Source organism: Stenotrophomonas sp. STEN054 (genome assembly GCF_056854535.1).
This window is the reverse complement of record NZ_JBXFWG010000044.1, coordinates 1-14110: the sequence shown is the minus strand read 5'-3', so window position 1 is coordinate 14110 and position 14110 is coordinate 1. Positions and strand designations below refer to the sequence as shown.

The window sequence follows — 14110 nt, the reverse complement described above, 5'->3', positions numbered from 1 at the left end:
CAATGTGCGGAACTCAGAATTCCAGGTTGTCGATCAAGCGGGTGCTGCCCAGACGGGCAGCGATCAGCGCCACCCGGCCGCCGCCGTCGAAGGTCGGCTCGGCAAGCTCGGGGGTGCGCAGCACCGCATAGTCCACCTGGAAGCCGGCGGCCTGCAGCGCCGCCGTGGCATCGGCCTCGATCTGCACACGCGTCTGCCCGGCGACATAGCCCTCGCGCATGCCCAGCAGGGTGCGGTGGATGGTGGTGGCCAGCGGGCGCTGACTGGCGTCCAGGTACTGGTTGCGCGAGCTCTTGGCCAGGCCATCGTCGTCACGCACGATTTCGGCACCGACGATCTGGACCGGGAACGACAGCTCGGCCACCATCTGCTTGATCACGGCCAGCTGCTGGTAGTCCTTGCGGCCGAACACGGCCACGTCCGGCTGCACCTGCAGGAACAGGCGCGCGACCACCGTGCAGACGCCATCGAAGTGGCCGGGGCGGCTGGCGCCCTCCAGCACTTCGCTCACGCCCGGAGCGTGCATCTGCGTGGTCTTGTCCACGCCCAGCGGGTACATCGCCTCGACGCTGGGCAGCCACACCGCATCGCAGCCGACCTGCTCCAGCCCGTCCACGTCGGCCTCGGGCGTGCGCGGGTAGCGGCTGAAGTCTTCATTCGGCCCGAACTGGGTCGGGTTGACGAAGATGCTGGCCACGACCTTGTCGGCGTACTGCCGCGCCAGCGTCACCAGCGAATGGTGGCCACCGTGCAGGTTGCCCATGGTCGGCACCAGCGCCACGCGCAGGCCCTGCTGCTTCCACTGTGCGATCTGCCCGCGCAGCGCGCCGAGGTCGTTGAAGGTCTGGATCATTGGGCGTAGGCGTGCTGTTCGTCGGGGAAGCTGCCGTCGCGCACGGCGTCTGCATAGGCGCGGGTGGCACCGGCCACCGAACCGCCTTCGGCCAGGAAGTCCTTGACGAACTTCGGACGGCGGTGGCCGCTGTCCAGGCCGATGAAATCGTGCATCACCAGCACCTGGCCATCGCACTGCGGGCCGGCACCGATGCCGATGGTCGGTACGCCAACGGCGGCGGTCACTTCGGCGGCCACCGGGGTCGGCATGCATTCGAGCACGATCAGCGCGGCACCGGCGGCGGCCACGGCCTTGGCATCTTCCACCAGCTGGCGCGCGGCATCGCCACGGCCCTGGATCTTGAAGCCGCCCAGGCGCAGCACCGACTGCGGGGTCAGGCCCAGGTGTGAACAGACCGGAATCTCGCGCTCGACCAGGTAGCGCACGATATCGACCTTGAAGCCGGCACCTTCGATCTTGACCATCTCGGCACCCGCCTGCAGCAGCTGCAGCGAAGCTTCCAGCGCGCGCTCGGGGGTGGCATCGGCGCCGAACGGCAGGTCGGCCACCAGCAGCGCACGCTGAAGCACGCGGGACACCGCACGGGTGTGATAGACCATGTCGGCGACGGTCACCGGCAGGGTCGAATCATGGCCCTGCACGACCATGCCCAGCGAATCGCCGATCAGGATCAGGTCCACGCCGTTGGCGTCGAACGTACGGGCAAAGCTGGCGTCGTAAGCGGTCAACATGACCAGCTTCTGGCCATTGCGCTTGGCTTCGGCCAGTGCGGGAACGGTCCAGGGCTTGCTGTCTGCGTGGGTGCTCATGTGCGGATAACCGGGGGAGATAACCCGGTCATTATCACTCTATCGGCGCGATCCCGCAGGCATCGACCCGCACCACTGCATCCTGCACGCGTCCATGCCCGGGAATGGCCAGATCTGCTGCGATCTCGGCCAACGGCACCAGCACGAAGGCGCGTTCGTGCAGGTAGGGATGCGGTACCTGCAGGCCGGGCTCATCCAGCACCTGCTCGCCGTACAGCAGCAGGTCCAGGTCGAGCGCGCGCGGGCCCCAGTGCACGGCGGGGTCGCGCACGCGGCCGAACTGCTGTTCCAGCGCGAGCATCGCATGCAGCAGATCGCCAGCGGCCAGGGTGGTCTCGACCCCCGCGACCGCGTTGACGAACGGCGGCTGGTCTTCATTGCCCCAGGCCGGCGTGGCGTACAGGCGCGAGGCCTGCCGCAGCTGCGTGCCGGGCAGGCCATCCAGCGCGGCGATGGCCGCGCGGACGGTAGTGACCGCGTCACCCAGGTTGGCCCCCAGGCCGATCCAGGCAAGGGTCATGGCTTACTCGGCGCCGCCGCCGGCGGCAGCACCGGTGCGACGACGACGGCGGCGACGCTTGCGCGGTGCCCCACCCTCTTCGTCGCCACCGTCGGTGTGCATGGCATCCAGCGAGGATTCCAGCTCATGCCCGGACTGCGCCTGCGCTTCGCGCCAGAACGCCACGTCGGCTTCGTGCTCGGCCGAGGCGACCTGGCGCAGGGCCAGGAAGTCGAACGCAGCACGGAAGCGTGGATGGGTGAGCGTGCGGAACACGCGCTTGCGCTGGCGCGAGCTGAAGCGCGACTGCAGCAGCCAGATTTCCTGCATCGGCAGCGAGAAGCGGCGCGGCAGGGCGATGGTGCTCAGCTGCTGCACGGTGACCCGGTCGGCGGCGCGACGCTGCGCCTCCTCCGGCGCCACGCCCTGCTTGAGCAGGCTGGCCTGGGCGCGGCAGTACGCCGGCCACAGCAGCAGCGCAAACAGGAATGCCGGCGAGACCGGCTCGTCGTTGGCCACGCGTACATCGGTATTGGCCAGGCCTTCCACCAGCATGCGGCGCAGCGCACCGGTGCGGTTGGACTTGAGGGCCTTGGCGCTTTCGGGGAACAGCACGTCGAACAGGCCGTAACGTTCCAGGCCTTCGAAGCTGGCGACGCCGTGCCCGGACAGGAACAGCTTCAGCACTTCCTCGAACAGGCGCGCCGGGGCGGCCTCGTTGAGCAGGTTGGCCAGGTGCGGGATCGGTGCGGCGGTGCCTTCTTCGATCTGGAAGCCGAGCTTGGCGGCCAGGCGCACCGCACGCAGCATGCGCACCGGGTCTTCCTGGTAGCGCTGCACCGGATCGCCGATGAGCTTCATCAGGCGCGCCTGCACGTCCTCGAAGCCGCCGGTGTAATCGCGCACCGAGAAATCCTCGATGGCGTAGTACAGGGCGTTGCAGGTGAAGTCGCGGCGGACGGCGTCGTCTTCGATGGTGCCGTACACGTTGTCGCGCACGAGCATGCCGTTTTCCATTTCGCGGTCGCCGCTGCCGTCATCGCTGTTGGCGCGGAAGGTGGCGACTTCGATGATCTCGCGGCCGAAGACCACGTGGGCCAGGCGGAACCGGCGGCCGATCAGGCGGCAGTTGCGGAACAGCTGCTTGACCTGTTCGGGCGTGGCGTCGGTGGCCACGTCGAAATCCTTGGGGCGGCCGTTGACCAGCAGATCGCGCACGGCGCCGCCGACAAGGTAGGCGCCGAAGCCGGAATCGCGCAGGCGGTACAACACGCGCAGAGCGTTCGGGCTGATGTCCTTGCGGGAGATCGTGTGCTGGTCGCGCGGGATGACGCGCAGGCTGAACGGTGATGGAGCAGAGGAATTGATGTTGGCGCTTCCGGTTGAAGTTTCGGGATTGCCCAATGGCATCGAGGTGCATATACTAGCGCTCCTGCCTCGGCAGCGACAATTTTATGCTCCCTTCGTCTAGTGGTTAGGACGTGGCCCTCTCAAGGCTAAAACAGGGGTTCGAGTCCCCTAGGGAGCACCAGTCGCCGCAGCAGGAACCGAAAAAGCCCGCCATCGTGCGGGCTTTTCCGTTTTCCGGGGTTCACTACTGCGGGTGCTTGGTCGCTGTGGCGCCTCCCTGTTATCGGCATGAGCCGGTGGGGTCACCCAGGCCGGGACACGCGGTTGACCCATCCATGGGGGCTCGTAGGCGCCATCCATGCCGCCTGCGGTCCTGGCCTGGGTGACCCCACCGTCTCCGGACAGTTGATCGCGCACTGCCGCAGCCATCGGCAAGCAGCCCGCGGCTTCCGCACGCACCATGAAACTGTCAGGAGGGGGCAGGCCGTCAGCCTTCCATCTGCTCCAGTTCCTTGCCCTTGGTTTCGCGCACGTAGCGGATCACGAAGAAGATGGAGAGGAAGGCGGCGACGGTATAGATCCCGTACGCGCCGGCCAGGCCGATGCCGGCCAGCAGCATCGGGAAGGTGACGGTGATGGCGAAGTTCGACGTCCACTGCGCCGCACCGGCCACCGCCAGCGCCGAGCCGCGGATCTGGTTCGGGAACATCTCGCCCAGCATCACCCACATCACCGGGCCCCACGACATGTTGAAGAAGACCACGTAGACGTTGGCCGCCACCAGCGCCAAGCGGCCCATGCCGTCGGACAACTGCAGCCTGCCATCGACCAGGCTGCCGCTGGCAAAGGCCACCACCATCAGCGCCAGCGCAACGGCCATGCCCACCGAACCGACCCACAGCAGCGGCTTGCGGCCGATGCGGTCGATCAGCAGTACCGTCACCAGGCAGGCGCCGATGCTCAGCGCGCCGGACAGCACATTGATCAGCAGCGCATCGTTTTCCGAGAAGCCCACCGCCTGCCACAGCACCGCTCCGTAGTAGAACACCACGTTGATGCCCACCAGTTGCTGCAGCACCGCCAGGCCGATACCCACCCAGACGATACTGCGCAGGCGCCCCGTGGTCTTGTCCTTCAGATCGGCAAAGCTCGGCCGGTGCTGGTCCTGGGCCAGGCTGCCCTCGATCTCGCTGCGCTTGGTGCGGGCCTCGGCCGCGCCGTACAGCTTCACCAGCACCGCCTCGGCCTGCGCCTGGCGCCCCTTGGCGACCAGGAAGCGCGGACTTTCCGGGATCGCCAGCAGCAGCAGCAGGAACAGCAGCGACGGAATCGCCTGCATCCAGAACATCCAGCGCCATGCCTCCTGCCCCAGCCACAGCACCTCGGTGGAGGCACCGGCGGCACGGGCCAGCAGGAAGTTGCTGAGGAACGCCGCGAACAGGCCGCTGATGATCGCCATCTGCTGCACCGTGGCCAGCTTGCCGCGATAGCGCGCCGAGGCCACTTCGGCGATGTAGGCCGGCGACATCACGCTGGCCGCCCCCACCGCGAAGCCGCCGACCATGCGCGCGGCCACGAACATCCAGGAGGCATGCGCCGCGCCGGCACCCAGCGCCGACAGCAGGAACAGCACGGCCGAGATGACCAGCACGCTGCGCCGGCCCAGCAGGTCACCCAGGCGCCCGGCCACGAATGCACCGATCGCGCAGCCCAGCAGCATCGATGCCACCTCGAAGCCCAGGGCCGCCTCGCTGGAATTGAACGCCTGGCGCAGGCCGTCGACCGTGCCGTTGATCACGCCACTGTCGAAGCCGAACAGGAAGCCACCGAGGGTGGCCACGCAACTGATCAGGACGATGAAGGCGGTGTTTTCACCACCGTGGGCGGCGACGCCGGTCTGGGCTGGGCTCATGGAAGATCCTGCTGGAATGGGAAAGCGGCCGCGCAAGGCCGGGCTGACGGCGCAGCGTCGCACAGCCCCGCGACCACGCCAATGGGCCGCCCCTCCGAGCCTTGGCGGCCCCTCCCAGCCCCCGGGCCGACATCGGGGCCCAACCTGTTCTAGAATTGGCGCGTTCAGTAAGCGATTCCAGCCCCGCCCATGCCCTTTGTCGTCACCGAAAACTGCATCAAGTGCAAACACACCGATTGCGTGGAAGTGTGCCCCGTGGACTGCTTCCACGAAGGCCCGAACTTCCTGGTGATCGATCCGGACGAGTGCATCGACTGCACCCTCTGTGAGCCGGAGTGCCCGGTCAACGCGATCTTCCCGGAGGACGATGTCCCGGCCGGCCAGGAAGTGTTCGTGGGCCTCAATGCCGAGCTCGCCAAGGCGTGGCCGGTGCTGACCGTGCGCAAGGATCCGCCCGCCGATGCCGGCGAGTGGGACGGCAAGCCGGACAAGCTGCCGCTGCTGGAGCGCTGAGAAGCGCCTGTTGCGGCAACGAAAAAGGGCGCCTTGCGGCGCCCTTTTCTGTGGGTGGTGGCAAGGCAAAGGGTAGCGCCGGGCCATGCCCGGCGGAACCTTCACCGGCGCTTACTGCGCCAGCTTCGCCTTCAGCGCGCCGATCAGCTTCACCGGGGCTTCGGCGGTGGCCGGCATGCCGCGCGGGTCGACCGCGGAGATGTAGGCACCGGCATCGACGGCAACCACGCGGACCAGGAAGTTGCTGCCTTCATAGGCCACATCGTAGGAGCCCAGCAGCTGCGCGCGGCTGGCGATGGTCACGCCCTCGACGCCTTCCAGCGCGGCGCCAACCTTGCCGAAGGCCTCTTCCTTGCTGCCCGGGATGGTGAAACCGCTGTTGCCAGCAGCCGGGGCGGCAGCGGCCGCCGGAGCCGCCGGCTTGGTGGCCGAGCTCAGCGCCGGCACCTGGTTGCCACCGGCGCCTGCCGGGACGTTCAGATCCGGCGGCACTTCCAGCGGACGCATTTCGGGAGCCAGGGCATAATCACCCTTGGCGCCGCGCTTGAAGCAGCCGGTGGTACCGGCAGCGACGGCGACGGCAAGCAGGGCGTAGGACAGCACGCGGACAGTGGAAACGGATTGACGCATGTGGATCTCCTGGATCAGGCCACGACAAAGGGTCAGTGGCTGGAAAGGGCTTCAAGGGCGGCGATGTCGCCGGCGAGATGGTCGGCCGCGGGGTGGTGTGCGGCCGAAAGCGGCAGCAGCGGCAGGCGCAGGTCATGGCCGATGCCGATGCGGCGCAGCAGCGCCTTGACCGGGATCGGGTTCGGCTCGACGCCGCAGAAATCATGGAATGGCTGCAGGCGCGCATCCCAGGCTTCGGTAGCGTCATGTTCGTGGGCGGCGGCCAGCGCGCACATGCGGCGGTAGGCACCGGGCAGCGCGTTGGAACCGACCGAGATCAGGCCGGCCATGCCGGCCTGGATCGAGCGGGCGGCGGTGCCGTCATCGCCACTGAGCAAGGCGAACTCCGGACCGGCCAGGGCCAGCAGGGCCTGCACGCGGCCCATGTCGCCCACCGCTTCCTTGATGGCGACGATGTTCGGGTGGCTGGCGAGCTCGGCCACGGTCTCCGGCAGCATGTCGCAGCCGGTGCGGCCGGGCACGTTGTACAGCACCACCGGCAGGCCGCCCTGGTCGGCCACGGCGCGGTAATGCGCGATCAGGCCGGCCTGGGTGGGCCGCACGTACGGCGGGGTCACCACCAGGGCGTGGGTGGCGCCGAGGGCGGCGGCGCGGCGGGTCTGTTCGATGGTTTTGGCGGTGCCCGACAGGCCGGTGCCGGCCAGGACCGGGACACGGCCGGCGATGGTTTCGACCGCACTGGCCAGCAGCTGGTCGTATTCGGCATCGGACAGGGTGGCGGCTTCGCCGGTCGAGCCGGCGACGACGACGCCTTGGACGCCGCCCTCCAGCTGCAGGTGCAGCAGGCGCTGCCAACCGTCGGGGTCGAGGGAGCCGTCGGCCCGGAACGGGGTCGCCAGCGCGGTGATGAGGCCGGAAAGGGACAAGGACGTACTGCTCTTGGCTGGGGAGGGAGACGCCCGCCACGACAGGCCGGGAGCACCTGAATGTTACTTGCGGCGCGAAAGCACGGGCAAGTATGCTGGACACCGGTGGATTCCCGCCCCCGGCGGGCATTCAGACTCACGCCTTGCATTACCCGGAATCGCCTTGACCGACACCACCCCGCGCCCCGCGCCGAGCGAAAACCACCTCCTGATCAACGCCTACACGACGCATCCGGAGTCCCCCCTGCTGTCCGTCACCCGCCGCATCGCCGACAGCGGCTGCAATCTGGTGGACGCGCGCCTGGCCACGGTCGGCCGCGATGTCTCGGTCACCGCCCTGGCCACCGGCTCCTGGGATTCGGTCGCCAAGCTGGAAGCGATGCTGACCCGGCTCGAGCGCGAGGAAGGCCTGAAGCTGGTCTGGTACCGCACCGAGGCCAAGCAGGCGCAGTCCAACCTGCTGCCGTACATCGTCGAAGTAATCGCCGCCGACAAGCCGGGCATTCTGTTCCAGCTGGCCGACTTCTTCGACCGACAGGGCATCACCATCGAGACCCTGCAGAGCACGCGTTACCGCGCCATGCAGACCGGTGCTGAAATGTTCAGCGCGCAGGTCACCATCGGCGTGCCGGCCAACATGCACATCGCCGCACTGCGCGACGATTTCCTCGAGTTCTGCGACCACCTGAACCTGGACGCGATAATGGACCCGATGAAATTCTGATCGGACGTGCGGATTTTCGCGCGCCTCTCACGGGCGCGTGGCGTTTCATGCAATTGTCGTAGAAACACCCCAGGCTCGACAGAAGGACCTCATGAACAACGGCGATACCCTGGACAGCACCACCCTTTCCCTGCCGCTGGCCCTGTCCGGCGGCGATCAGTCCACCCTCGGCGATTACGCCGGCCAGTGGCTGGTGCTGTACTTCTACCCCAAGGACAGCACGCCCGGCTGCACCACCGAAGGCATCGACTTCAACGCGCTGCTGCCGGAATTCAAGAAGGCCGGTGCGGTCGTGCTCGGCGTCTCCCGCGACTCGGTCAGATCCCACGACAACTTCTGCGCCAAGCAGGGATTCAGCTTCCCGCTGGTCAGTGATGCCGACGAGGCACTGTGCACCGCCTTCGACGTCATCAGGATGAAGAACATGTACGGCAAGCAGGTACGTGGCATCGAACGCAGCACCTTCCTGATTTCTCCCGACAGCCAACTCGTGCAGTCCTGGCGCAAGGTCAAGGTCGCCGGCCATGCCGACGCGGTGCTCGCCGAACTGAAGGCCGCCCAATCCAAGTGAGTTCCAACGCCCACTGTGTCCTCCACCACCCTGCCCTGCAGCAGGCCGTGGTGGTTTTTCCCTGTCCGTAACCAGGAAATGACGATGACCCGAGGCAAGCGCATCTACGTGCTGGATACCAACGTGCTGATGCACGATCCCACCGCGCTGTTCAAGTTCGAGGAACATGACGTCTACCTGCCGATGCAGGTGATCGAGGAGCTGGACAACGGCAAGAAGGGCACCTCCGAAGCGAGCCGCAACGCCCGCCAGGTGAGCCGCTTCCTCAATGAGCTGGTGCAGGAATCGGGCCTGGACAACCTGGCCGACGGCATTGCGCTGGAGCGCCCCAACGGCCTGCAGCTGCGCGGCAAGCAGAGCGCCGGCAAGCTGCGCTTCCAGACCAGCCATTTCGACGCGGGCAAGAGTTTCGGCAAGGTCATCCCGGACAACGCCATCCTTGGCGCGATCCTGGCGCTGAAGGAAGAAACGCCCGACCTGCCGGTGGTGTTCGTTTCCAAGGACATCAACCTGCGGATCAAGGCGGCCATCGCCGGCATCGTGTCCGAGGACTACGAGAACGACCGCGCGCTGGATGATTTCAGCCTGCTCTACACCGGTGCCACCGAGCTGCCGGAAGACTTCTGGAAGCGCCACGGCGAGGACCTGCGCAGCTGGAGCGACAAGGGCCGCACGCATTACGAAATCCTCGCGCAGGACGGCGAGGAGTGGTACCCCAACCAGTACGTCTACCTGCCCGGCGAAGACGAGGTCGAGCTGCGCGTCAGCCGCGTGGTCGGCGATGGCAAGGTGGTGCTGTCGCTGGTCGATGATTTCCGCCACGGCAGCCATGCCGTGTGGGGCATCAGCGCGCGCAACCGCGAGCAGAACTTCGCGCTCAACGCACTGATGGACCCGGAGATCGACTTCGTCACCCTGCTCGGCACCGCCGGCACCGGCAAGACCCTGCTGGCGCTGGCCGCCGGCCTGGCGCAGACGATGGACCAGCAGCGTTACCGCGAGATCATCATGACCCGCGCCACGGTCAGCGTGGGCGAGGACATCGGCTTCCTGCCCGGTACCGAAGAAGAAAAGATGACGCCGTGGATGGGCGCGCTGACCGACAACCTGGAAGTGCTCACCCACAACCAGGAAGGCGGCACCTGGGGCCGCCAGGCCACCAACGACCTGCTGGCCAGCCGCATCAAGATCCGCTCGATGAATTTCATGCGCGGTCGCACCTTCCTGTCGCGCTACCTGATCCTCGATGAAGCGCAGAACCTCACCCCGAAGCAGATGAAGACGCTGATCACCCGTGCCGGCCCCGGCACCAAGATCGTCTGCCTGGGCAACGTCGAGCAGATCGACACCCCGTACCTGACCGAGACCACCTCGGGCCTGACCTACGCGGTGGATCGCTTCAAGAACTGGCCGCATAGTGCGCACATCACCCTGCGCCGGGGCGAACGTTCGCGCCTGGCCGATTACGCTTCGGAGGTGTTGTGAACCGTTGCACCCGCCTGCTGCTGCCCTCGGCTGCGATCACCCTCGCAGCCGCCCTGGGTGCGTGCACCACCACGCGTGGCCCGGCCAGCGTGCCGACCGCCGAGCGCACCGGCCAATCGTGGGTGGTCACCCGCCCCGTCATCGCCGCGCAGGTGCTGGACACCTGCTCGCGCACCAGCCCCGGCCGCGAGGCCGGGCGGGTGAGCGGCTACTGGGCGCCGAGCCGGCAGCAGGTGGACCAGATGGAAGCGAAGCTGTCCTCACTGGAAGCACAGGTGCCGCACGTACTGGACTTCGATCGCCAGTACGTGGGCATCGAAAGTGGCGGCCGGCAGCTGATCTACATCAACGCCTTCCACCTGCCGGAAGATGCCAGCACCAATCCCGCGCGCGAAGCGATCCGCGTCTGCGATGGCGGCCGGCAGTTCTGGGGCGCGGTGTACGATCCCGCCACCGGCAGCTTCAGCGACCTGCAGTTCAACGGCGGCAAAGTGCCGTCGCCCTGAGGCGGCGGCATGGGAATCCGCCTGCCCACCTGGGTCTGGATCGGCGCGGTCGCGTTGTCCAGCGTGGCCGGCATGGTCAACGTGGTCGGCTTCCTGGGCTTCGAGCACCAGGCGGTGAGCCACATGACCGGCAGTACCAGCCAGCTGGGCATGGCGATTGCCCAGGGAGACTGGCGCGCGGTCGGCCATCTGTGGGGACTGCTGATCGCCTTCTCGCTGGGCGCGATGCTCAGTGGCCTGCTGATCCAGGCCGACACCCTGCAGCTGGGCCGGCGCTACGGCGTGGCCCTGGCGATCGAATCGGCGCTGCTGCTGGTGGCCATTCCATTGTTCGAACAGCAGCAGATCTGGGGTGCGCTGGCCGCGGCCATGGCCTGCGGCCTGCAGAACGCGATGGCTACCACCTTCAGCGGCGCGGTGGTGCGTACCACCCACCTGAGCGGCATGTTCACCGATCTCGGCATCGGCCTGGGCCACCTGCTGCGCGGCCTGCCCCTGCAGGTGCGTCGGCTGACCCTGAGCGGGCTGATCATCAGTGGCTTTCTCGGCGGCGGCATCATCGGCGCGTGGTTGTTCATGCACTTCCGCTACGACGCCCTGCTCGCCCCTGCCCTGCTCACCGGCCTGGCCGGCATCGTGTATGTGATGTACCAGCAATGGGCGCGCTGGCGGCATTGAACGAGGGCATCCACGCATGGCGTGGATCTACCTTCCCCTGCGGGACCACGGCACAATCGAGGCATGAGCCCGACCACCCCCGCTTCCGCCCTCACCATCGCCGGCTCCGATTCCGGCGGTGGCGCCGGCATCCAGGCCGACCTGAAGGCCTTCGCCGCACACCGTGTGCATGGCCTGTCCGCCATTGCCGCACTGACCGCACAGAACACCCGCGGCGTCACCGCCGTGCACGTGCCGCCGGTCGCCTTCCTGCGCGCGCAGCTGGACGCCTGCTTCGATGATTTCGACATCCACGCGGTGAAGCTCGGCATGCTGGCGAATGCAGAGGTCATCCACACCGTTGCTGACGTGCTCGAACTGCGCCGCCCCGCGCACGTGGTCCTCGATCCGGTGATGGTCGCCACCAGTGGCGCGCGCCTGCTGGAAGACAGCGCGCTGCAGGCGATGCGAGAACGGCTGATTCCGCTGGCCACGCTGATCACCCCCAACACCCCCGAGGCCGAGCTGCTGGTCGGCCGCAGCATCGGCAACGCCGACCAGGCCGAGCAGGCTGCCGCCACCCTGCTGGACATGGGTGCCGGCGCCGTCCTGCTGAAGGGGGGCCACCTGCACGAAGGAAACCGGGTGATCGACCGCTATTTCGACGGCGTCAGCAGCGAGGAGTTCATCCACGCACGGCTGCCGCTGGACGCGCACGGCACCGGCTGCACGCTGGCCTCGGCGATTGCCGCCCAGCTGTGCAACGGGCTCAGCCTGGCCAATGCCTGCGAAGCCGGCATCGATTACGTGGCACGCGGCCTGCAGCAGGGCTACGCGCCCGGCCGCAGCGAAGTGCTGGTGCTGGATCATTTCGGCGCGGCACCGCACGCATGAGCGCGACGCCGCGCACGATCGCCGTGGACAGCGGCGATGGCCACCGCTACGAGATCATCGCCTGCGTGCCTGCACAGCCGCTGGCACGCCTGCTGTGGCTGCCGGCACTGGGCGTGGCCGCGCGCCACTACCTGCCGCTTGCGCAGGCGCTGGCAGCGCGTGGCATCGCCGTCTACCTGCATGAGTGGCGTGGCAACGGCAGCAGTTCACTGCGCCCCTCACGCACGGCTGACTGGGGCTACCGCGAGATCCTCGAACAGGATCTGCCGGCCAGCCAGGCTGTGCTGGGCCACGAAGACGACGCAGGCAGCGCCCTGCCCTGGATCATCGGCGGGCACAGTCTGGGCGGGCAGCTCGCCTGCCTGCATGCCGGCCGCAATCCGGATCGTTTCCAGCGCCTGTGGCTGGCGGCCAGCGGCACGCCGTTCTGGCGCGTCTTCCCGCCCCCGCGCGGTTGGCTGCTGCCGCTGTTCTACCGGTTCCTGCCGTGGATCGCGCGGCGCCAGGGTGTGCTGCACGGTCGTCGCCTCGGCTTTGGCGGCACCGAAGCACGCGGGCTGATCGCCGACTGGGCGCGGGTGGGCCTGAACAACCACTACGCCGCCGTGGGCATGGACGAGAACCTCGATGCGCAGCTGGCACGCATCCATGGCAGCGCGCAGGCGGTGCTGATGGCCGATGACTGGTTCGCGCCACTCGGATCGATGCAGGCGCTGCTGGCCAAGCTGCCGAATGTGGCCTCACGCGTCCGCGTGCTGCCCGCGCAGGAACTGGGCACGCGCGCCGATCACTTCGCCTGGATGAAGGCCCCGGATGCCGTGGCTGAAAGCTTTTTCATTCAGTTGAATGAAAATTTTCACAAAAGCGTTGACGACAGCCGCCGACATCCGCATAATTCCGCTCCTGTCGCAGGGCGCCCGTAGCTCAGTTGGATAGAGTACCTGGCTACGAACCAGGCGGTCGGGAGTTCGAATCTCTCCGGGCGCACCACTCGACAGGCTTCCAGAATCCGCCGCTGGAAGATGCAGTAAAATGTAGTAACAAAATTGATTGTGTACCGCGCGCCCGTAGCTCAGTTGGATAGAGTACCTGGCTACGAACCAGGCGGTCGGGAGTTCGAATCTCTCCGGGCGCACCACACACGATCAATACAACAGGTTTATGTAATTGGCGCCCGTAGCTCAGTTGGATAGAGTACCTGGCTACGAACCAGGCGGTCGGGAGTTCGAATCTCTCCGGGCGCACCATTACACCGAAACAGCAGGCTCCGGCCTGCTGTTTTTTTTGTGTTTTCGGCAGGGCTTGCAGGCCTGCACCTGCAGAAGCAACTTCAACGTCAAAAGCCGAAGCGGCATTCCGTGGGATGGCGGGTTCACGCGGCTGTTGGAACCTGCTGGTGGTGGCTGCCGACCGTTGGTCGGCACATCTGTCAGATCTCGAATGAATCATCCACGCATGGCGTGGATCTACTGGGGCGCGCGGCTGTTGGTAGGTGTCGACCGTTGGTCGGCACATCTGTCAGATCTCGAATTCCACATTGGGGTCGGAGCCCGTTGCGTAGCAACGGGATCCGACCCCGTGCTGTTCCGACAGATCGCGGGAAACTGTCGAAGGCGGGGTGGGTCCGGTTGAGGGGGCGTGAGCCGCATGGATGCGGCGACCGAGCTTATAGGGACGTACTTGCAGCGGGGGGGGGGGGGGGGGGGGGGGGGGGGGGGGGGGGGGGGGGGGGGGGGGGGGGGGGGGGGGGGGGGGGGGGGGGGGGGGGGGGGGGGGGG

Annotated in this window: 15 protein-coding genes and 4 tRNA genes; 12 read left to right on the top strand and 7 right to left on the bottom strand. The window is 67.3% G+C overall.

Features of this window, described 5'->3' with window-relative positions:
* Window positions 1-13: 13 nt before the first annotated feature.
* Genes panC through pcnB form a run of 4 tightly spaced genes read right to left on the bottom strand, consistent with a single transcriptional unit; the run spans window position 14 to window position 3568 of the window.
* Window positions 14-853 carry a pantoate--beta-alanine ligase gene (panC, locus tag AC1VXD_RS15640; RefSeq protein WP_482992815.1) on the bottom strand — a complete coding sequence of 280 codons (840 nt, stop codon included), beginning with the start codon at window positions 851-853 and terminating at the stop codon, window positions 14-16.
* Window positions 850-1665 carry a 3-methyl-2-oxobutanoate hydroxymethyltransferase gene (panB, locus tag AC1VXD_RS15635; protein WP_313148128.1) on the bottom strand — a complete coding sequence of 272 codons (816 nt, stop codon included), beginning with the start codon at window positions 1663-1665 and terminating at the stop codon, window positions 850-852. Before panB ends, panC begins: the two co-directional genes overlap by 4 nt.
* A gap of 34 nt (window positions 1666-1699) precedes the next feature.
* Window positions 1700-2185, bottom strand: a complete 486-nt coding sequence (gene folK, locus AC1VXD_RS15630; RefSeq protein ID WP_482992814.1) for a 2-amino-4-hydroxy-6-hydroxymethyldihydropteridine diphosphokinase — start codon at window positions 2183-2185, stop codon at window positions 1700-1702.
* A 3-nt stretch (window positions 2186-2188) separates the two neighbouring features.
* On the bottom strand, window positions 2189-3568 hold the full coding sequence (gene pcnB, locus AC1VXD_RS15625) for a polynucleotide adenylyltransferase PcnB (RefSeq protein WP_482992813.1): 1380 nt from the start codon (window positions 3566-3568) through the stop codon (window positions 2189-2191).
* Window positions 3569-3620: 52 nt separating this feature from the next.
* Between pcnB and AC1VXD_RS15620 the strand changes: the two genes are divergently transcribed.
* Window positions 3621-3695, top strand: a tRNA-Glu gene (locus AC1VXD_RS15620).
* Between the two features lie 306 nt (window positions 3696-4001).
* Here AC1VXD_RS15620 and AC1VXD_RS15615 read toward each other — a convergent pair.
* The gene (locus AC1VXD_RS15615; RefSeq protein WP_482992812.1) at window positions 4002-5426 is read right to left on the bottom strand and encodes a sugar porter family MFS transporter; all 1425 of its coding nucleotides are present in this window, start codon (window positions 5424-5426) and stop codon (window positions 4002-4004) included.
* A 189-nt stretch (window positions 5427-5615) separates the two neighbouring features.
* On the opposite strand from AC1VXD_RS15615, the gene fdxA reads away from it, so the two are divergent.
* Window positions 5616-5939, top strand: a complete 324-nt coding sequence (fdxA, locus tag AC1VXD_RS15610; RefSeq protein ID WP_108764771.1) for a ferredoxin FdxA — start codon at window positions 5616-5618, stop codon at window positions 5937-5939.
* A 111-nt stretch (window positions 5940-6050) separates the two neighbouring features.
* Here the strand turns inward: fdxA and AC1VXD_RS15605 are convergent, their stop codons facing one another.
* Together AC1VXD_RS15605 and dapA are read right to left on the bottom strand one after the other, a co-directional pair.
* Window positions 6051-6569: a hypothetical protein gene (locus AC1VXD_RS15605; RefSeq protein WP_482992811.1), complete on the bottom strand. Its 519-nt coding sequence runs from the start codon at window positions 6567-6569 to the stop codon at window positions 6051-6053.
* Window positions 6570-6601: 32 nt separating this feature from the next.
* Entirely contained in the window at window positions 6602-7495 is an 894-nt protein-coding gene (gene dapA / locus AC1VXD_RS15600) for a 4-hydroxy-tetrahydrodipicolinate synthase (RefSeq protein WP_482992810.1), read from the bottom strand.
* A gap of 163 nt (window positions 7496-7658) precedes the next feature.
* On the opposite strand from dapA, the gene AC1VXD_RS15595 reads away from it, so the two are divergent.
* From AC1VXD_RS15595 to AC1VXD_RS15550, 10 genes are all read left to right on the top strand, one after another.
* Window positions 7659-8219: a glycine cleavage system transcriptional repressor gene (locus tag AC1VXD_RS15595; protein WP_025879444.1), complete on the top strand. Its 561-nt coding sequence runs from the start codon at window positions 7659-7661 to the stop codon at window positions 8217-8219.
* 91 nt (window positions 8220-8310) lie between these two features.
* Window positions 8311-8790, top strand: coding sequence for a peroxiredoxin (locus AC1VXD_RS15590; RefSeq protein WP_482992809.1), 480 nt, complete (start codon window positions 8311-8313; stop codon window positions 8788-8790).
* Window positions 8791-8874: 84 nt separating this feature from the next.
* Window positions 8875-10275 (top strand): PhoH family protein, encoded by a 1401-nt coding sequence (locus AC1VXD_RS15585; RefSeq protein WP_164074997.1) that lies wholly within the window; start codon window positions 8875-8877, stop codon window positions 10273-10275.
* Window positions 10272-10781 (top strand): hypothetical protein, encoded by a 510-nt coding sequence (locus AC1VXD_RS15580; RefSeq protein ID WP_482992808.1) that lies wholly within the window; start codon window positions 10272-10274, stop codon window positions 10779-10781. The genes AC1VXD_RS15585 and AC1VXD_RS15580 overlap by 4 nt, the downstream gene beginning before the upstream one ends.
* Before the next feature lie 9 nt (window positions 10782-10790).
* Window positions 10791-11459, top strand: coding sequence for a YoaK family protein (locus AC1VXD_RS15575; RefSeq protein WP_482992807.1), 669 nt, complete (start codon window positions 10791-10793; stop codon window positions 11457-11459).
* A gap of 63 nt (window positions 11460-11522) precedes the next feature.
* Window positions 11523-12332 (top strand): bifunctional hydroxymethylpyrimidine kinase/phosphomethylpyrimidine kinase, encoded by an 810-nt coding sequence (gene thiD, locus AC1VXD_RS15570; protein ID WP_482992806.1) that lies wholly within the window; start codon window positions 11523-11525, stop codon window positions 12330-12332.
* Window positions 12329-13255, top strand: a complete 927-nt coding sequence (locus AC1VXD_RS15565) for an alpha/beta hydrolase family protein (RefSeq protein ID WP_482992805.1) — start codon at window positions 12329-12331, stop codon at window positions 13253-13255. The genes thiD and AC1VXD_RS15565 overlap by 4 nt, the downstream gene beginning before the upstream one ends.
* Window positions 13246-13322, top strand: a tRNA-Arg gene (locus AC1VXD_RS15560). The genes AC1VXD_RS15565 and AC1VXD_RS15560 overlap by 10 nt, the downstream gene beginning before the upstream one ends.
* Before the next feature lie 71 nt (window positions 13323-13393).
* Window positions 13394-13470: transfer RNA gene (locus tag AC1VXD_RS15555), tRNA-Arg, on the top strand.
* 32 nt (window positions 13471-13502) lie between these two features.
* Window positions 13503-13579: transfer RNA gene (locus AC1VXD_RS15550), tRNA-Arg, on the top strand.
* Window positions 13580-14110: the final 531 nt, after the last annotated feature.